Raw genomic sequence first — 16,998 nt, 5'->3', positions numbered from 1 at the left:
GCAGCCGTTTTTAATTGGGTTCCCTCACCCCAAATTTCAGTCCCTCACTCATTCATGTTGTAGAAAAGCGGCGACGCCTCTGCAGCCTGAAGGATAACGGGCATAAAAAGGTCACAATATGAATCCCTTTACTACCGTACAGCGTAAAAAAGCGCTGGTCTGGCTATCGCTATTCCATTTGCTGGTGATCACCTCCAGTAACTATCTGGTGCAGCTACCGATCTCCATTTTTGGTTTCCATACCACCTGGGGCGCGTTCAGCTTTCCGTTTATCTTCCTCGCCACCGATCTGACGGTACGCATTTTTGGCGCACCGCTGGCGCGACGCATCATCCTCGCGGTAATGGTCCCGGCGCTGCTGATCTCCTATGGCGTCTCCGCGCTGTTTTATATGGGCGAATGGCAGGGCTTTGCCGCACTGACGCACTTCAACCTGTTCGTGGCGCGTATCGCGGCCGCCAGCTTTATGGCCTATGCGCTGGGGCAGATCCTCGACGTCCACGTCTTTAACCGCCTGCGTCAAAACCGCCGCTGGTGGCTGGCGCCCACCGCCTCGACGCTGTTTGGCAACGTCAGCGACACGCTGGCCTTTTTCTTTATCGCCTTCTGGCGCAGCCCGGACCCGTTTATGGCGGCCCACTGGGGAGAAATCGCCATCGTTGACTACTGCTTCAAGGTGCTGATTAGCATCGTATTCTTCCTGCCGATGTACGGCATGTTGTTGAATATGCTGCTGAAAAAAATGGCGGATAAATCTGATTTGTCAGCATTGCAGCCAGGTTAAGAGTACTCGCAGACTGATGTGATAAGATAAGCGAATGAGCCGTTAATGGCCGTTTATCGAAAGGAAGATGTCAATGCGCAATTTGGTTAAATATGTCGGTATTGGCCTGCTGGTTGTGGGCCTTGCGGCCTGTGATAACAGCGATTCAAAAGCGCCAACCGAAGGGGCTGCGGCTGAAAGCAACGCCAGCGGACAAACCGTGAACCTGCTGGACGGCAAACTGAGCTTCTCCCTGCCCGCTGGGATGACTGACCAGAGCGGGAAGCTGGGTACTCAGGCCAACAACATGCACGTCTATTCTGATGTCACAGGTCAGAAAGCGGTGATCGTGATTGTGGGCGACAGCACCACTGAAGAGCTGTCCGTACTGGCTCAGCGTCTGGAAGAGCAGCAGCGCAGCCGCGATCCGCAGCTGCAGGTCGTGACCAATAAATCCGTTGAGATCAAAGGCCACACGCTGCAGCAGCTGGACAGCATCATCTCCGCCAAAGGACAGACCGCCTGGTCTTCGGTTCTTCTCGGCAAGGTAGATGACAAGCTGCTGACCCTGCAGATCACTCTGCCGGCGGACAACCAGCAGCAGGCGCAGACTGCGGCGGAAAACATCATTAATACCCTGACCATTCAGTAACTCACGGTCAGAGGTTATGGCCTCCGGTGTCGCCACCGGGGGCCATTTTTTTTGGCCGCTGCCCCGACGGCACCGCGATCGTCAGCCGCGGGCAAATTAAACATCGCTCCCGGCCAATCCGCAGCCTGAAGCGAACTCCTTCAGGCGCCGGTTGCGGTATTCAGGTTCAGCGAATATGCCCCACTCGGTGTTTCCCCGTTACCACGTCATCCGGTGAAAAACAGCTACCAGAACTGAATATTGATTTACGTCATTCACGGCTTAAATCGGGGAAATAAAACAGAATTCCCGCTGCCCCCGGCAGCCGGAGATATAATACCCTCATTATATAGCCGGGTAATAGTTTGCTTATTATTAAATGATGAGAATGATATGACTGAATAAGCCGACTGATTAATTTGATGGTGAAGAATAGCGAGGATTGTATAATTTTTGTGAATTTTAGGCTATCAAAGTAAATTTTAACCATATGAAATCCATCATCATTACTCATTGCCGCTGGTGACCTCGCGATCTATGCTTTATGATGAAAACCCTTCTCGCCTGACGTCAAAACGGAAAACGTGCGAGATATTTACCTGAGAGATAATTCCGGCCCGGTGAGACTGATATTAATTATTCTTAGCATTGGGCATCTCATCATATACCCATAATTCGACAGGAAGCGTTCATGAAAAAGGTTGTTAAGTGGTTGGCAGCTATTGCCGTTATCGGGACATTGGCAGGCTGCGCCCGTACGGCGCCCATCGAACAAATTCAGACCACGGTCAGCGCTGGCCATACCGATGCTCAGGTAAAAAATGCTATTTTCCGAGCCGGCGTACAGCGCCAGTGGATAATGTCAGAAACGGCGCCGGGTATTATCAAAGCCCGCCAGCAGGCGCGCGATCACGTCGCTGAAGTGCAAATTAACTATTCCGCGACCGGTTATTCTATTCGTTACGTCAGCAGCCTCAACCTGATGGCCTCCGGCGGTGAAATCCATAAAAACTATAACCGCTGGGTACATAATTTGGATAAAGACATCCAGGTTAATTTGGCTGCGGGAAGCGCGCTGTAAGCATTCGCTCTCCGCGCTCGGGCGTGAAGTGATTAGGGTTCTTACCCCTAAAGAGGAATATAGCGCCCGGCGCTATATCGGCATCATCCCGCTAACGCCAGCCGGCAATCGCCTGAAGGCCCGCGGGATAATGCCGAACCGCCATTTGATTCGGCATTATCCTATGTATTCGCAAGCCGCCCTGTATGATATGTGGTGGTCGCGGCAGAAAATGCGCGTCAGGCGGCGGACGGAACGATGAAAATATTCGGCTCGTGCTCTTAGATTTGCCACAATAAATTGCACTGATGCGCGAAAATATCGAAAATACGCGAAATCGATCGGCAAATAATGCGGGCTGCGGCGCGCCCGATAACCTGGCGTCGGTCATACTGTATTGGCAGGCCAGCAGAAAAATAACAAGGTGGCGTTAAAAAACGCTACCGGAATCACCGATTTACCGCGGACTCGCGTTGATGAAATTTGCACTAAACATAATTGACTGGCAGGGCAGAGCCCCAGGACTAAGCGAAACGACGCAGTGGCAGCAGTGGTCACGGCTTTCGCACGCCATCGATCCGGCGGCGCCTCAGGCAAAGCTGAGCGAACTACCGATGATGACCGCCAGACGACTCAGCTCCGGCAGCCGGCTTGCCGTTGAGTGCGGGCTGGCGATGCTGCGCCGCCATCGCATCGATGCCGTACTGTACACCAGCCGCCACGGCGAGCTTGAACGCAACTACCGCATCCTGCACGCGCTGGCGACGGAGCAGGCGCTCTCCCCGACTGACTTCGCGCTCTCGGTGCATAATTCAGCGGTCGGTAACCTGACCATTGCCGCCCAAAGGCCGATCGTCTCCTCTTCACTCTCCGCCGGGCGGGATACCTTCCAGCAGGGGCTGTGCGAAGCGATGTGCCTCCTGCAGGCGGGCTATCAGCGCGTGCTGATGGTTGATTTCGACGGCCATCTCCCGGAGTTTTATCACCCCTATCTTCCCCCTGCGATGCCGACCTGGCCCTACGCGCTCGCGCTGGTTATCGAAGCGGGCGAAGAGTGGCGCTGCTCGACGCAGCGCGCAGCGCCGGGCGAAGAGGCGGAGCTGCCGCAGAGCCTGCAGTTTTTACGCCACTACCTACAGCAGAGCCCGGCCTTTACCCTCGCTGGCGAGCGCCTGCAGTGGCAGTGGAGCCGCTCATGAACGGCCTTCCGTCACGCATAAATCGCGCCTGGCGCGGGCTGATGACCGGCGTTTGCTTCGCGCTGTTCGGCCTTGGCGGGCTGCTGCTCTCCTTAGTCTGGTTTAACCTGCTGCTGGTGGTGGTCAGAGATAAATCTCGCCGCCGTCGCCTGGCGCGACGCAGCATCTCGGCCAGCTTTCGCCTCTTCTTAACGGTGGTCAAAGCCGTCGGGGTGCTGGATTACCGGATCGTGGGCGCCGAGCTCCTGCGCCAGGAGCGCGGATGCCTGGTGGTGGCTAACCATCCCAGCCTTATCGACTACGTGATGCTGGCTTCGATCATGCCCGAGACCGACTGCCTGGTAAAAAGCGCCCTGCTGAAAAACCCGTTCGTCAGCGGCGTGATCCGCGCGGCGGACTATTTAATTAACGATCAGGCCGATGCGCTGCTGCCCGCCAGCCGACAGCGCCTGCAGCAGGGCGATACCATCTTAATTTTCCCGGAGGGAACCCGCACCCTGCCGGGTGAACCCATGGTCCTTCAGCGCGGCGCGGCCAATATTGCCGTGCGCTGCGCCAGCGATTTGCGCGTAGTGGTCATTCGCTGCAGCGAACATATGCTGGGCAAAAACAGTAAATGGTACGATGCGCCGGCAACCCGGCCCCTGTTTACCATCGAGGTAGGCGAGCGGGTGCAGATCGCCCAGTTTTACGACGATAACTCACAAGAACCGTCGCTGGCAGCAAGACAGCTAAATCGGCATATTTTGCTTCAATTACAATCAGGTACTACGCCTACTTCAGGAATTAATGATGCAAGCGCTCTATCTTGAACTGAAAAATCTCATCATCAACACGTTGAATCTGGAAGAGCTGTCGGCTGACGACATCGACGCCGACGCGGCGCTCTTTGGCGACGGTCTCGGCCTCGATTCCATTGACGCCCTGGAACTGGGGCTGGCGGTGAAAAACCGCTACGGCGTGGTGCTTTCCGCCGAAAGTGACGAGATGCGCCAGCACTTCTACTCCGTCGCGACCCTGGCCGCGTTCATCCACGCTCAACGTACCTGAGGCACCACCCATGACTGAATCACATGATATTTATGCAGAAGTCTCGGCGCTTCTGGTTAAGCTGTTTGAAATCGACCCTCAGGAGATCCGCCCGGAAGCGCGTCTGTACGAAGACCTCGAGCTGGACAGCATTGACGCCGTCGATATGATCGTCCACCTGCAAAAGAAGACCAGCAAGAAAATAAAGCCGGAAGAGTTTAAGGCCGTGCGTACCGTACAGGACGTCGTTGATGCGGTTGAACGCATGTCCCGAGAAGCCTGACCCGCATGTCGGGCGCCCCTTCATCTAAGGGCATACAGCTGCTAACGAGCCTGCTCCTGCTGGCCTGGCCATTTTTAATCTGGCTGGGCCTCGCGCACAACAGCCTGCACTGGCTGCTCCCCTTGATGGCGCTGATTCTGCTGTTACGCTTTCGCCAGACCCGGCGACAGGCTGGACCGCTGCACGCCGTCACCCGGCTGGTGGCGCTGGCGGGTATGGCACTCTGTACCGCCAGCTACCTGCTCAAAACGCATCAGCTGCTGCTGTTTTATCCGCTGGTGGTCAACGCCGTCATGCTCGCCGTTTTCGGCGGCTCGCTGTGGTCCGCGATGCCGGTTGTTGAACGGCTGGCGCGCCTGCGCGACCCGCAGCTTTCCGCGGCCGGCGTACGCTACACCCGTCGGGTGACGCAAATCTGGTGCGGCCTCTTTATTCTTAACGGCGGCATGGCGCTCTTTACCGCGCTGTATGGCGATATGGCGCTATGGACGGCGTGGAACGGCATGATTGCCTATCTGCTGATCGGCACGCTGATGGCCGCAGAGTGGCTGGTGCGCCAGCGGATGATAAAGCGAGAGTCGTCATGATAGCGCCTCTCGCGCTGGCGCGCTGGCTGGACGCTTCGCGCCCGTCGGACACGCCGATCGCCTGGCTGGATGAGCAAACCTGGACCCTCGGCCATTTGCGCTACGACGTGGCGCAGTGGGTCGAACGGCTGCAACAGCACGATGCCGAACGCTGGTCGCTGTGCTTTGAGGACAGCTACCTGTTTCTCGTCGCGCTGCTGGCGACGCTGCACGCGCATAAAATCCCGGTGATCCCTGGACATAGCCGCACCTCGCTGCTGAACGAGCAGCGGGCGCTGTTTGACGGCGTGCTCAGCGACAGGCCCCTCGACTGGCACGGACCCTCGCTGGTCATCGGCAGCGCGCGCCGCGCGATGGCAGAGCCCGGCACGTTTTGCCGCATCGCCGGGGACGCCTGCGTAGAGCTGTTTACCTCAGGCTCAACCGGGAAGCCCAAGCGGGTTATCAAACCGATCGCCCATCTTGACCGCGAAGCCGAGCTGCTGGCCGCGCGCTTCGCCACCCGCCTTGAGGGCTGCCGCATCGTGGCCTCGGTGGTGCCTCAGCACCTCTACGGGCTCACCTTTCGCATCTTTCTGCCGATGGCTCTCGGCCTGCCGCTCCACGCGGCGATGCTCTTTTACGCCGAGCAGCTCAGCGCCCTGAGCCAGCAGCACCGCTATGCGTTTATCAGCAGCCCGGCGTTTTTGAAACGCCTCGATCCCCATCTGACGCCGCCGCCGGTAGCGCTCATCCTCTCCGCCGGCGGCCAGCTTCCCTCGGAAGATGTCGCCCGGGCGGCGGCCTGGCTGAAGGTCTGGACGGACGAAATTTACGGCAGCACCGAAACCGGCGTGATCGCCTGGCGTTCTCGGCGCCAGGAAGAGGCGGCCTGGCAGCCCTTTGCCGGCATCAGGCTGCTGCAGCAGGGGGAGACTTTCCGCCTGTTTTCACCGCTTATCGCCGATGAAGACGGGCTGTTAATCGACGATACCCTGGAATTTACCGCCAACGGCCAGTTTCATCTGACCGGACGGCGTGGGCGGGTGGTCAAAATTGAAGAGAAGCGGATTTCGCTGAGCGAAATAGAGCTCAGGCTCCAGAACCTGCCGGGGATCCGCGAAGCGGTGGCTCTGCCGGTTACCCGCGGCGATCGCCAGGGGATTGGCGCGCTGCTGGTGCTGGATGCGCAAACCCGTCAGCGCTGGCAGCACGAGGGCAAAACCCTTGAGCGCCAGTGGCGCCAGGCGCTGCGCCCGACGCTGGAACCGGTGGCGATCCCCCGCTACTGGCGCGTGATTGACGATATCCCGGTCAACAGTATGAACAAGCGTGTCTATGCGCAACTACAGGAATTTTTTCATGATACCCCATGAAATAGAGCGCCATCAGGCACAGCCGCAGCAGGTTGAAATCGTCCTGCACCTCGACCCTAACCTCTTCTGGTTCGGCGGCCATTTTGCCGTACAGCCGCTGCTGCCAGGCGTCGCGCAGCTCGACTGGGTGATGCACTACGCCACCACGCTGCTGGCGCCGGGCTGGCGCTTTCACAGCATTCAGAACGTCAAATTCCAGGCGCCGCTGCTGCCGGAGACCACCGTCACGCTGGTCCTGAGCTGGCAGGAAGCGCGCCAGATACTGGCCTTTAGCTATCAGCGCCACGACGGCGACGCGCGCCATACCGCCAGCAGCGGGAAGATTCGCCTGTGTCGCTAACCTTCCGCCCCTGCGTGGTGATCCCCTGCTACAACCACGGGGCAATGATGGCGCGCGTGCTGGCCCGGCTGCAGCCGTTCGGCCTGCCCTGCATCGTGGTGGACGACGGCAGCAGCGAGGAGACGCGCCTGCAGCTGAACGAGCTGGCGGCGCGGGAGCCAAACCTGACGCTGATTCGGCTGGCCGAGAACGCCGGCAAAGGGGTGGCGGTGATCCGCGGGCTGCAGGCCGCCGCCGAAGCCGGCTATAGCCACGCCGTGCAGGTCGACGCCGACGGCCAGCACGCCATCGAAGATATTCCGCAGCTGCTCGAGCTGGCCCGCCGCCATCCGGCGGCGCTGATTTCCGGCCAGCCGATTTACGACGACTCCATTCCCCGCTCGCGCCTGTACGGACGCTGGATAACGCACGTTTGGGTGTGGATCGAAACGCTATCGCTACAGCTGAAAGACAGCATGTGCGGGTTCCGCGTTTACCCGATAGCGCCAACGCTGCGCCTGGCGCAGCGCGTCGCCCTCGGCCAGCGCATGGATTTTGATACCGAAGTCATGGTCCGCCTCTACTGGCAGGGCAACCCCAGCTATTTTGTGCCAACGCGCGTCACCTATCCGCCGGACGGGCTCTCTCATTTTGACGCCTTTAAGGACAACTGCCGCATCTCCTGGATGCATACCCGCCTGTTCCTCGGCATGCTGCCGCGCATCCCCTCCCTGCTGCTGCGCCGCTCCCCCGTACACTGGGCGCAGCAGGAGGAGGTCAAAGGGCTGTGGGGCATGCGCCTGATGCTGCTGGTGTGGCGTCTGCTGGGACGCAAAGCGTTTACGCTGCTGCTCTATCCGGTGGTTGCGGTCTACTGGCTCAGCGCGCACCGCGCCCGCCGGGCCTCCCGCAGCTGGCTCTCCCGCGTGCGGACGCAGCTTAGCGCCAGGCAGCAGCCGCTGCCTGCGCTGAACAGCTATCGCCACTTTCTGCGCTTTGGCCATGCGATGCTCGATAAAATCGCCGGCTGGCGCGGCGAGCTCCGCTTCGATCGCGATGTGGTTTTTGCGCCCGGCGCTGAGGAAACGCTGCACAGCAGCGCCCCCGGCGGCAAGCTGCTGCTGGCCTCGCATCTTGGCGACGTCGAAGCCTGCCGGGCGCTGGCGCAGCTGCAGGGCACCAAAACCATCAATGCGCTGGTGTTTAGCGACAACGCCCGCCGCTTTAAGCAAATCATGCAGGAGATGGCGCCCCAGGCCGGGCTGAACCTGATACCGGTAACCGATATCGGTCCGGATACCGCCATCCTGCTGAAAGAGAAGCTGGAGCGCGGAGAATGGATTGCGATCGTCGGCGACCGCATTGCGGTGACGCCCCAGCGCGGCGGCACGTGGCGCGTCTGCTGGAGCCCGTTTATGGGCCAGCCTGCGCCGTTCCCGCAGGGGCCCTTTATTCTGGCATCGGTCCTGCGCTGTCCGGTACAGCTCATCTTCGCCCTCCGCCAGCAGGACAAGCTGCATATTCACTGTGAACCGTTCGCCGACCCGCTGATCCTGCCGCGCGCCGGGCGCGAGGAGGCGATCCAAAACGCGGTCGATCGCTACGCCAGCCGCCTCGAGCACTACGCCCTGCGCTCGCCGCTGGACTGGTTTAATTTTTTCGATTTCTGGCAGCTGCCAGACGCCAAAGAGAAGGAGTAAAGGGTGCTTAACGATCCCCGTTTTACTGCCGAAGTAGAGCTGACCGTCCCGTTTCACGACGTCGATATGATGGGCGTGGTGTGGCACGGCAACTATTTCCGCTACTTCGAGATCGCCCGCGAGGCGCTGCTCAATCAGTTCAACTACGGCTACCGGCAGATGAAGGAGTCCGGCTACCTGTGGCCGGTCGTCGACACCCGCGTTAAGTACCGCGACGTGCTGACCTTTGAACAGCGCTTTCGCGTGCGCGCCCGCCTCGAAGAGTATGAGAACCGGCTGCGCATTGGCTATGAGATCGTCGACGCGGCCAGCGGAAAACGGACCACCACCGGCTACACCATTCAGGTCGCGGTAGAGGAGAAAAGCCGGGAAATGAGCTTCGTCAGCCCGGATATTCTGTTTGAACGCATGGGGGTCACGCCATGAAACTCTGGCCCCTGCTGGCGCTGCTCGTCTGCCCGCTGGTCAGCGCGCTGACGCTCGACGATCTGCAGCAGCGCTTCACCGAGCAGCCGGTTATCCGCGCCCACTTCGATCAAACCCGCACCATCAAGGATCTGCCGCAGCCGCTGCGATCTCAGGGAACGATGCTGATCGCCCGCGATAAGGGCCTGCTGTGGGATCAAACCCAGCCGTTCCCGATGCAGCTGCTGCTCGACGACAGGCGAATGGTGCAGGCGATTAACGACCAGCCGCCGCAGGTCATCACCGCCGAGAGCAACCCGCAGATGTTTCAGTTCAACCATCTGCTGCGGGCGCTGTTCCAGGCCGATCGCCGGGTGCTGGAGCAGAACTTCCGCGTTGAATTCAACGATGCGGGCGCAGGCCGCTGGACGCTGCGCCTGACGCCGATAGCCACGCCGCTGGATAAAATCTTCGCCACCATCGATCTCGGCGGACAGGCCTACCTGGAACGCATTCAGCTAAACGATAAGCAGGGCGACCGCACCGATATCACCCTTTCTCAACATCAACTTACGCCAGCGCAACTGACCGATGACGAACGCCAACGATTTGCTGCACAGTAACCGCAGAAGCTTCGCGCTGCTGTGGGGGCTCGCCTGCCTGGTGATGCTGGGCGTGCTGCTGACGCTGCTGCCGCAGTCGCGGATGAACAGCAGCGTGCTGGCGATGCTGCCGAAACAGGCGCTTGGCGCCGTTCCTCCGAGCCTCAATGAGGGCTTTATGCAGCGCCTTGACCGGCAGCTGGTGTGGCTGGTCAGCCCCGGCAAGCAGGCCGACCCGCAGGTGGCCCGCGAGTGGCTCAGGCTGCTGCAGAACGCCCACGCGCTGGCGACGGTGAAGGGCCCGATGGATGCCGCCAGCCAGCAGGCCTGGGGCACTTTTTTCTGGCAGCACCGCAACGGACTGATTGACGATGCCACCCGCGCCCGCCTGCAAAACGGCGGCGAAGCCCAGGCGCAGTGGATCCTCTCTCAGCTCTACTCCGCCTTCTCCGGCGTCAGCGGCAAAGAGCTGCAAAATGACCCGCTGATGCTGATGCGCGGCTCGCAGCTGGCGATGGCGAAAAACGGTCAGCGTATGCAGCTGAAGGATGGCTGGCTGGTGACCGAGGATAAGCAGGGCAACCAGTGGTATCTGCTGCACGGCGAGCTGGCGGGTTCGTCGTTTGATATGCAGCAAACGCATCGTCTTGTGACCACCCTCTCCGCCCTGGAAGCCGAGCTCAAGGCCCGCTATCCGCAGGCTCAGCTGCTCTCGCGCGGCACGGTATTTTACAGCGACTACGCCAGCCAGCAGGCAAAGCGGGATATCTCAACCCTCGGCGTAGCCACCATCCTGGGCGTTATTCTGCTCATCGTCGCGGTCTTTCGCTCGCTGCGTCCGCTGATCCTGAGCCTGATCTCCATCGGCATCGGCGCGCTGGCGGGCACCGTCGCCACGCTGCTGCTGTTCGGCGAGCTGCACCTGATGACGCTGGTAATGAGCATGAGCATTATCGGTATTTCCGCCGATTACACGCTCTACTACCTGACCGAGCGGATGGTGCACGGCGGCGAGGTCACGCCGTGGCAAAGCCTCGCCAAGGTACGCAACGCGCTGCTGCTGGCGCTCCTTACGGTGGTCGTAGCCTATCTGATCATGATGCTTGCGCCCTTCCCCGGCATTCGTCAGATGTCGGTATTCGCCGCCGCCGGGCTCAGCGCCTCCTGCCTGACGGTCATCTTCTGGCATCCGCTGCTCTCCCGCGGCCTGCCGGTGCGCCCGGTGCCGGCGATGGTTCTGATGCTGCGCTGGCTGGCGGCATGGCGACGCAATAAAAAGCTCACCATCGGCCTGCCGGTCGCCCTTGCGCTGTGCTCGCTGGCGGGGATCGCCACCCTGCGCGTCGACGACGATATTTCACAGCTACAGGCGCTGCCGCAGCCCCTGCTGGCGCAGGAAAAGACGATCGCGGCCTTAACCGGCCAGGGCGTCGATCAGAAGTGGTTCGTGGTCTACGGGCGGACGCCGCAGCAAACGCTGGAGCGGCTGGAAGCCTTTACGCCAGCGCTGGAACAGGCGCAGCGGCAGGGGCTGCTTAACGGCTACCGGACGATCCCCCTGAACTCGCTGGCCCGTCAGCATCAGGATCTGGCGCTGCTGAAGGCCGCCTCCCCGGCGGTAAGCCGCGTGCTGCAAAGCGCCGGGCTGCAGGCGATCAATCCGGATCTCAGTCCCATGCCGGTCACCGTGGAGGCCTGGCTTGCCAGCCCGGCCAGCGAAGGCTGGCGTCTGCTATGGATAACCCTGCAGAACGGCGAGAGCGGCGTGCTGGTGCCGGTTGACGGCGTGAAGGAGAGCCCGATGTTGAAGGCCCTTGGCGCAAAATATAGCGGCGTGGCGTGGGTCGACAGGAAAAGCGCCTTCGACGAGCTCTTCGCCCTCTATCGTCATTTGCTCACCGGGCTGCTGGGTATTGCCCTGGCGACCATCGCCTGCGGGGCGGTTCTGCGCCTCGGCTGGCGTAAAGGGCTTATCAGCCTCGTGCCTTCGGTGCTCTCATTAGGCTGCGGCCTCGCGGCGCTCTCCTTCAGCGGCCACTCGCTCAATCTGTTCTCGCTGCTGGCGCTGGTGCTGGTGCTGGGGATTGGCATCAACTACACGCTGTTCTTCAGCAACCCGCGTGGCACGCCGCTGACCTCGCTGCTGGCCGTTACCCTGGCCATGATGACCACGCTGCTGACCCTCGGCATGCTGGTATTTAGCTCAACCCAGGCGATCGCCAGCTTTGGCATTGTGCTGGTCAGCGGGATTTTCACCGCCTTCCTGCTATCGCCCCTGGCGATGCCCGGCAAAAAAGGGAAACACAGACGATGATGACGTTCAGATTTGGCCGCGCCCTTGCGCTGATTGCCACCTTAGCCCTTGCCGGCTGCAGCCATTCGCAGAAGGCGCAGCAGGACCGCCCGCAGGCGTGGCTGGAGCCGGGCACCCGCGTGACGCTCCCGGCGCCGGGCATCTCACCGACGCTCAGCTCACAGCAGCTGCTGACCGGCAGCTTTAACGGCCAGACCCAGTCGCTGCTGGTGATGCTCAACGCCGATGCGCACAGGGTGACGCTGGCCGGGCTCTCATCGGTGGGCATTCGCCTGTTCCTCGTCACCTATGATGAAAAAGGCGTGCATACCGAACAGTCGATCGTGGTGCCGCAGATGCCGCCCGCCAGTCAGGTGCTGGCCGACGTGATGCTCAGCCACTGGCCGATAGCGGCCTGGCAGCCGCAGCTGCCGAAAGGCTGGACGCTGACCGACGCCGGCGACAGGCGCGAGCTGCGCAACGCCCGCGGCAGGCTGGTGACGGAAATCACCTACCTGAACCGCAAAGGCCGCCGTGAGCCCATCAGCATTCAGCAGCACGCCTTCGGCTACCACATCACCATTCAATACCTGGGTGACTGAGATGATCTACATTTCCGCTGTCGGCATGATTAACGCGCTGGGCAACAGCCTCGACGAGATTGCCTGCAACCTGACGCGCGGCATCGCCCCCGGTATGCGCCCGCGCGCCGGCTGGCTGCAGGGGCAACCGCAGGCGATGCTCGGCGGCGTTGACGGCGAGCTGCCCGCCATCGGCGACGCGTTTGCCGCCCATCGCACGCGTAACAATCAGCTGCTGCTGGCGGCGCTGGCGCAGATTCAGCCACAGGTGGACGACGCTATCGCCCGCTACGGCCGCGACCGCGTGGCGGTGGTGCTCGGCACCAGCACCTCCGGACTCGATGAGGGCGACAGGCACGTGGACTTAACCCTCAACGCGAAGGCGAGCGCGGCCTGGCACTACCCGCAGCAGGAGCTGGGCGATCCGTCGCGCTTTCTCAGCCACTGGCTGGATCTCGACGGCCCGGCCTTTACCCTCTCCACCGCCTGCTCCTCCAGCGCCCGCGCGATAATCAGCGGGCGGCGGCTGATCGAGGCCGGCCTCGCGGACGTGGCGATTGTCGGCGGCGCCGACTCCCTCAGCCGGATGCCGGTGAACGGCTTCCACAGCCTGGAGTCCCTCTCCCCGACGCTGTGCCAGCCCTTCGGCCGCGACCGGAGCGGAATTACGATCGGCGAAGGCGCAGGGCTGATGCTGCTGACCCGCGAGCCGCAGCCCATCGCCCTGCTCGGGGTGGGCGAGTCCAGCGACGCGCACCATATTTCGGCCCCTCATCCGCAGGGCGAAGGGGCCATCCGCGCCATTCGCCAGGCGCTCGACGATGCCGGTCTCTCAGCCGAGGCGGTGGGCTACATCAACCTCCACGGCACCGCGACGCCGCTTAACGATCAGGTGGAGTCGCAGGTGGTAAGCGCGCTGTTTGGCGAGCAGGTGCCGTGCAGCTCCACCAAGCATCTGACCGGCCATACGCTGGGCGCGGCGGGGATCACCGAAGCGGCAATCGCCATGCTGATCCTGCAGCGCAGCCTGCCGCTGCCGGCTCAGGATTTCAGTCTTTCGCCGCGCGACCCGGCGCTGCCCGCCTGCGGCATTATCGATACCGCGCAGCCGCTCGCCCGTCCGACGATCCTGTCCAACTCGTTCGCCTTTGGCGGCAATAACGCCAGCATTCTGCTCGGGAGAGTTTTATGAACCACTATTTATCGCCCGGCGACTACCTGCCGCACGACGCGCCGATGCTGCTGCTGGAAGAGGTGCTGGAGGTCACTGACGAAACCGCCGCGTGCCGCGTTGCCGTCACCGGGCGCGGCGTGCTGGCGCCGTTTCTTGACGCCGACGGTAACCTGCCCGGCTGGTTTGCGCTGGAGCTGATGGCGCAGACCGTCGGCGTCTGGTCGGGCTGGCATCGCCGCCAGCAGGGGCAAAGCACTATTGCGCTCGGCATGGTGCTCGGCGCCAGGGAGCTTATCTGCGCCGCGGGGATTCTGCCCGCCGGCCAGACGCTGACCATCAGCGTCAGCCTGCTCATGCAGGACGCGCGTTTTGGCAGCTTCGAGTGCGCCATCAGCGCCGGGGATGAGGCGCTGGCAACCGGCAGGGTGAATACCTTCCAGCCCACCGCCGAAGAGTTAACGACGCTTTTTAATCAGGGAGAGAAACCATGAGTCGCTCAGTATTAGTTACCGGTGCCAGCAAGGGCATTGGCCGCGCCATCGCCTGCCAGCTGGCGGCGGACGGTTTTACCGTCGGCGTTCATTACCATCGCGACGCCGAGGGCGCGCGGGAGACCCTCGAAACCCTGCAGGCCGCCGGCGGTGCCGGACGGGTGCTGAGCTTTGACGTCGCCAACCGCGAGCAGTGCCGCGAGGTGCTGGAGCAGGATATCGCCGCCCACGGCCCGTGGTACGGCGTGGTAAGCAACGCCGGGATCGCCCGCGACGGCGCCTTCCCGGCACTCAGCGACGACGACTGGGATTGCGTCATCCACACCAACCTCGACAGCTTTTACAACGTCATTCAGCCGTGCATTATGCCGATGATCGGCGCCCGTCAAGGCGGGCGGATTATTACCCTGTCGTCCGTTTCCGGGGTGATGGGCAACCGCGGTCAGGTCAACTACAGCGCGGCGAAGGCGGGCATTATCGGCGCCACCAAAGCGCTGGCTATCGAGCTGGCGAAACGCAAAATCACCGTCAACTGCATTGCGCCGGGGCTGATTGATACCGGGATGATCGAGATGGAAGAGGCCGCGCAGAAAGAGGCGATGGCAATGATCCCGATGAAGCGTATGGGTCAGGCAGCAGAAGTGGCCGGGCTGGCCAGCTATTTAATGTCCGACATTGCGGGCTACGTCACCCGCCAGGTTATTTCCATCAATGGAGGTATGTTATGACACGTCGTGTCGTGATCACAGGGATGGGCGGCGTCACCGCCTTTGGGGAAAACTGGCAGGACGTTTCCACCAGGCTGCTCGCTTACGAGAACGCCGTGCGCAAGATGCCGGAGTGGCAAATCTACGACGGCCTGCATACCCTGCTTGGCGCGCCGGTCGACGATTTCACCCTGCCGGAGCACTATACCCGCAAGCGTATTCGCGCCATGGGCCGGGTATCGCTGATGTCCACCCGCGCCAGCGAGCTGGCGCTGGAGCAGGCCGGCCTGATTGGCGAAGCGGTGCTGACGAACGGCGAAACCGGTATTGCCTACGGCTCGTCGACCGGCAGCACCGGCCCGGTGAGCGAGTTTGCTACCATGCTGACGGAAAAGCATACCAACAACATTACCGGCACCACCTACGTGCAGATGATGCCGCACACCACCGCGGTTAACACCGGACTCTTCTTCGGCCTGCGCGGGCGGGTTATTCCCACCTCCAGCGCCTGCACCTCCGGCAGCCAGGCCATCGGCTACGCCTGGGAAGCCATTCGCCACGGCTATCAAACGGTAATGGTGGCCGGCGGCGCCGAAGAGCTCTGTCCGTCCGAAGCGGCGATCTTTGATACCCTGTTCGCCACCAGCCAGCGCAACGATGAGCCGAAAACCACCCCGTCGCCGTTCGACGCGCGTCGCGATGGCCTGGTGATTGGCGAAGGCGCCGGTACGCTTATCCTCGAAGAGCTGGAGCACGCCAAAGCGCGCGGCGCGACGATCTACGGCGAAATCGTCGGCTTTGCCACCAACTGCGACGCCGCGCATATCACCCAGCCGCAGCAGGAAACGATGCAAATCTGCATGGCGCAGGCGCTCAGCATGGCCGGTTTACGCGCCGAAGATATCGGCTATATTTCGGCCCACGGTACGGCAACCGATCGCGGCGATATTGCCGAAAGCCGGGCCAGCGCCGCCCTCTTCGGCAACCGCGTGCCGATCTCGTCCTTGAAAAGCTATTTTGGCCATACGCTGGGCGCCTGCGGGGCGCTGGAAGCCTGGATGAGCCTGCAGATGATGCGTGAAGGCTGGTTCGCCCCGACGCTCAACCTGCGCCAGCCGGATCCCCAGTGCGGCGAGCTCGACTACATCATGGGGGAAGCGCGCAGGATCGACTGCGAGTACCTGCAGAGCAATAACTTCGCCTTTGGCGGCATCAATACGTCCATCATCATTAAACGTTGGTCTTGATATGTATCGGCTTTTGCTGGGGAAAATTTCGACCTTAAGCACCCAGGCGCTACCGCCGGCGCTCTGCGCCCTTGCGCCGCAGGGCGCGCGCCGCGCCGGCTGGCTGGCTGGCCGCGCGCTGCTGTCTCAGGCGGTGACGCCGCTGCCCGAGATTATCTACGCCGAACAGGGCAAGCCGGGGTTTGCTGACGGGACGCCGCTGTGGTTTAACCTCAGCCACAGCGGCGACGATATTGCGCTGCTGCTCAGCGACGAGGGCGAAGTGGGCTGCGATATTGAAGTCATTCGCCCGCGTGAAAACTGGCGTCGGATCGCCAATGCGGTGTTTAGCTCCGGCGAGCACGCCGAGGTGGAGGCCGAAAGCCCGGAAATGCAGCTGGCCGCGTTCTGGCGCATCTGGACGCGTAAAGAGGCAATCGTTAAGCAGCGCGGCGGCAGCGCCTGGCAGATCGCCAGCGTTGACAGCACCTTCCGCTCACGGCTGTCGGTCAGCCAGCTTCAGCTTGGCGACCTCAGCCTGGCGGTGTGCACGCCGACGCCGTTCGAGCTCAAGGTCGAACCGGCGGGCTAAG

At 61.8% G+C, this 16,998-nt stretch carries 20 protein-coding genes; all 20 read left to right on the top strand.

Annotation, left to right across the window (positions count from 1 at the left end; all coding sequences use genetic code 11):
- Nucleotides 1-118 precede the first annotated feature (118 nt).
- The 20 genes from RTE01_RS13245 to acpT all read left to right on the top strand — a co-directional run bounded on the left by RTE01_RS13245 (nucleotide 119) and on the right by acpT (nucleotide 16,997).
- Nucleotides 119-784 carry a 7-cyano-7-deazaguanine/7-aminomethyl-7-deazaguanine transporter gene (locus RTE01_RS13245; protein ID WP_041143064.1) on the top strand — a complete coding sequence of 222 codons (666 nt, stop codon included), beginning with the start codon at nucleotides 119-121 and terminating at the stop codon, nucleotides 782-784.
- A 73-nt stretch (nucleotides 785-857) separates the two neighbouring features.
- Nucleotides 858-1,415 (top strand): DcrB family lipoprotein, encoded by a 558-nt coding sequence (locus RTE01_RS13240; protein WP_041143065.1) that lies wholly within the window; start codon nucleotides 858-860, stop codon nucleotides 1,413-1,415.
- 670 nt (nucleotides 1,416-2,085) lie between these two features.
- Nucleotides 2,086-2,475 (top strand): LptM family lipoprotein, encoded by a 390-nt coding sequence (locus tag RTE01_RS13235; RefSeq protein WP_041143066.1) that lies wholly within the window; start codon nucleotides 2,086-2,088, stop codon nucleotides 2,473-2,475.
- Nucleotides 2,476-2,930: 455 nt separating this feature from the next.
- On the top strand, nucleotides 2,931-3,653 hold the full coding sequence (locus tag RTE01_RS13230) for a beta-ketoacyl synthase chain length factor (protein ID WP_134528033.1): 723 nt from the start codon (nucleotides 2,931-2,933) through the stop codon (nucleotides 3,651-3,653).
- On the top strand, nucleotides 3,650-4,465 hold the full coding sequence (locus RTE01_RS13225) for a lysophospholipid acyltransferase family protein (protein WP_134528036.1): 816 nt from the start codon (nucleotides 3,650-3,652) through the stop codon (nucleotides 4,463-4,465). Before RTE01_RS13230 ends, RTE01_RS13225 begins: the two co-directional genes overlap by 4 nt.
- Complete coding sequence (locus tag RTE01_RS13220) at nucleotides 4,446-4,703, top strand: phosphopantetheine-binding protein (RefSeq protein ID WP_041143069.1); 258 nt, start codon at nucleotides 4,446-4,448, stop codon at nucleotides 4,701-4,703. Before RTE01_RS13225 ends, RTE01_RS13220 begins: the two co-directional genes overlap by 20 nt.
- A gap of 10 nt (nucleotides 4,704-4,713) precedes the next feature.
- The gene (locus tag RTE01_RS13215) at nucleotides 4,714-4,965 is read left to right on the top strand and encodes an acyl carrier protein (protein WP_041143070.1); all 252 of its coding nucleotides are present in this window, start codon (nucleotides 4,714-4,716) and stop codon (nucleotides 4,963-4,965) included.
- A 5-nt stretch (nucleotides 4,966-4,970) separates the two neighbouring features.
- Nucleotides 4,971-5,552: a COG4648 family protein gene (locus RTE01_RS13210; protein WP_134528039.1), complete on the top strand. Its 582-nt coding sequence runs from the start codon at nucleotides 4,971-4,973 to the stop codon at nucleotides 5,550-5,552.
- Nucleotides 5,549-6,907 (top strand): AMP-binding protein, encoded by a 1,359-nt coding sequence (locus tag RTE01_RS13205; protein WP_134528042.1) that lies wholly within the window; start codon nucleotides 5,549-5,551, stop codon nucleotides 6,905-6,907. The genes RTE01_RS13210 and RTE01_RS13205 overlap by 4 nt, the downstream gene beginning before the upstream one ends.
- Entirely contained in the window at nucleotides 6,894-7,247 is a 354-nt protein-coding gene (locus tag RTE01_RS13200) for an ApeI family dehydratase (RefSeq protein ID WP_134528046.1), read from the top strand. Before RTE01_RS13205 ends, RTE01_RS13200 begins: the two co-directional genes overlap by 14 nt.
- Nucleotides 7,238-8,926 (top strand): glycosyltransferase family 2 protein, encoded by a 1,689-nt coding sequence (locus RTE01_RS13195; protein WP_141335086.1) that lies wholly within the window; start codon nucleotides 7,238-7,240, stop codon nucleotides 8,924-8,926. The genes RTE01_RS13200 and RTE01_RS13195 overlap by 10 nt, the downstream gene beginning before the upstream one ends.
- A 3-nt stretch (nucleotides 8,927-8,929) precedes the next feature.
- Nucleotides 8,930-9,352, top strand: a complete 423-nt coding sequence (locus RTE01_RS13190) for an acyl-CoA thioesterase (protein WP_041143075.1) — start codon at nucleotides 8,930-8,932, stop codon at nucleotides 9,350-9,352.
- On the top strand, nucleotides 9,349-9,954 hold the full coding sequence (locus RTE01_RS13185) for an outer membrane lipoprotein carrier protein LolA (RefSeq protein WP_134528049.1): 606 nt from the start codon (nucleotides 9,349-9,351) through the stop codon (nucleotides 9,952-9,954). The genes RTE01_RS13190 and RTE01_RS13185 overlap by 4 nt, the downstream gene beginning before the upstream one ends.
- Complete coding sequence (locus tag RTE01_RS13180; RefSeq protein ID WP_141335084.1) at nucleotides 9,923-12,247, top strand: MMPL family transporter; 2,325 nt, start codon at nucleotides 9,923-9,925, stop codon at nucleotides 12,245-12,247. Before RTE01_RS13185 ends, RTE01_RS13180 begins: the two co-directional genes overlap by 32 nt.
- Nucleotides 12,244-12,828 (top strand): DUF3261 domain-containing protein, encoded by a 585-nt coding sequence (locus RTE01_RS13175; protein ID WP_076946184.1) that lies wholly within the window; start codon nucleotides 12,244-12,246, stop codon nucleotides 12,826-12,828. Before RTE01_RS13180 ends, RTE01_RS13175 begins: the two co-directional genes overlap by 4 nt.
- A gap of 1 nt (nucleotide 12,829) precedes the next feature.
- Entirely contained in the window at nucleotides 12,830-13,999 is a 1,170-nt protein-coding gene (locus tag RTE01_RS13170) for a beta-ketoacyl-[acyl-carrier-protein] synthase family protein (protein ID WP_041143079.1), read from the top strand.
- A complete protein-coding gene (locus tag RTE01_RS13165) occupies nucleotides 13,996-14,472 on the top strand; it encodes an ApeP family dehydratase (protein WP_123552483.1) in 477 nt (158 codons plus the stop codon). The genes RTE01_RS13170 and RTE01_RS13165 overlap by 4 nt, the downstream gene beginning before the upstream one ends.
- Nucleotides 14,469-15,200, top strand: coding sequence for a 3-ketoacyl-ACP reductase FabG2 (locus RTE01_RS13160; protein WP_134528052.1), 732 nt, complete (start codon nucleotides 14,469-14,471; stop codon nucleotides 15,198-15,200). The genes RTE01_RS13165 and RTE01_RS13160 overlap by 4 nt, the downstream gene beginning before the upstream one ends.
- Nucleotides 15,197-16,426: a beta-ketoacyl-ACP synthase gene (locus tag RTE01_RS13155; protein ID WP_115191721.1), complete on the top strand. Its 1,230-nt coding sequence runs from the start codon at nucleotides 15,197-15,199 to the stop codon at nucleotides 16,424-16,426. The genes RTE01_RS13160 and RTE01_RS13155 overlap by 4 nt, the downstream gene beginning before the upstream one ends.
- Nucleotide 16,427: 1 nt before the next feature.
- The gene (gene acpT, locus RTE01_RS13150; protein ID WP_141335082.1) at nucleotides 16,428-16,997 is read left to right on the top strand and encodes a 4'-phosphopantetheinyl transferase AcpT; all 570 of its coding nucleotides are present in this window, start codon (nucleotides 16,428-16,430) and stop codon (nucleotides 16,995-16,997) included.
- Nucleotide 16,998: the final 1 nt, after the last annotated feature.

Source organism: Klebsiella terrigena (assembly GCF_006539725.1).
GTDB lineage: Bacteria > Pseudomonadota > Gammaproteobacteria > Enterobacterales > Enterobacteriaceae > Klebsiella > Klebsiella terrigena.
Note: the sequence above shows the minus strand (reverse complement) of the source record. Positions and strands in the feature narration are given on the sequence as shown.

Excerpts from the sequence above, each read along its gene's own strand:
- RTE01_RS13155 (WP_115191721.1), top strand. The coding sequence starts at position 15,197 with ATGACACGTCGTGTCGTGATCACAGGGATGGGCGGCGTCACCGCCTTT.
- RTE01_RS13240 (WP_041143065.1), top strand. The coding sequence starts at position 858 with ATGCGCAATTTGGTTAAATATGTCGGTATTGGCCTGCTGGTTGTGGGC.
- RTE01_RS13220 (WP_041143069.1), top strand. The coding sequence starts at position 4,446 with ATGCAAGCGCTCTATCTTGAACTGAAAAATCTCATCATCAACACGTTG.
- RTE01_RS13230 (WP_134528033.1), top strand. The coding sequence starts at position 2,931 with ATGAAATTTGCACTAAACATAATTGACTGGCAGGGCAGAGCCCCAGGA.
- RTE01_RS13215 (WP_041143070.1), top strand. The coding sequence starts at position 4,714 with ATGACTGAATCACATGATATTTATGCAGAAGTCTCGGCGCTTCTGGTT.
- RTE01_RS13165 (WP_123552483.1), top strand. The coding sequence starts at position 13,996 with ATGAACCACTATTTATCGCCCGGCGACTACCTGCCGCACGACGCGCCG.
- RTE01_RS13245 (WP_041143064.1), top strand. The coding sequence starts at position 119 with ATGAATCCCTTTACTACCGTACAGCGTAAAAAAGCGCTGGTCTGGCTA.
- RTE01_RS13210 (WP_134528039.1), top strand. The coding sequence starts at position 4,971 with ATGTCGGGCGCCCCTTCATCTAAGGGCATACAGCTGCTAACGAGCCTG.
- RTE01_RS13225 (WP_134528036.1), top strand. The coding sequence starts at position 3,650 with ATGAACGGCCTTCCGTCACGCATAAATCGCGCCTGGCGCGGGCTGATG.
- RTE01_RS13180 (WP_141335084.1), top strand. The coding sequence starts at position 9,923 with ATGACGAACGCCAACGATTTGCTGCACAGTAACCGCAGAAGCTTCGCG.
- RTE01_RS13185 (WP_134528049.1), top strand. The coding sequence starts at position 9,349 with ATGAAACTCTGGCCCCTGCTGGCGCTGCTCGTCTGCCCGCTGGTCAGC.
- RTE01_RS13235 (WP_041143066.1), top strand. The coding sequence starts at position 2,086 with ATGAAAAAGGTTGTTAAGTGGTTGGCAGCTATTGCCGTTATCGGGACA.
- RTE01_RS13170 (WP_041143079.1), top strand. The coding sequence starts at position 12,830 with ATGATCTACATTTCCGCTGTCGGCATGATTAACGCGCTGGGCAACAGC.
- RTE01_RS13200 (WP_134528046.1), top strand. The coding sequence starts at position 6,894 with ATGATACCCCATGAAATAGAGCGCCATCAGGCACAGCCGCAGCAGGTT.
- RTE01_RS13160 (WP_134528052.1), top strand. The coding sequence starts at position 14,469 with ATGAGTCGCTCAGTATTAGTTACCGGTGCCAGCAAGGGCATTGGCCGC.
- RTE01_RS13205 (WP_134528042.1), top strand. The coding sequence starts at position 5,549 with ATGATAGCGCCTCTCGCGCTGGCGCGCTGGCTGGACGCTTCGCGCCCG.
- RTE01_RS13175 (WP_076946184.1), top strand. The coding sequence starts at position 12,244 with ATGATGACGTTCAGATTTGGCCGCGCCCTTGCGCTGATTGCCACCTTA.
- acpT (WP_141335082.1), top strand. The coding sequence starts at position 16,428 with ATGTATCGGCTTTTGCTGGGGAAAATTTCGACCTTAAGCACCCAGGCG.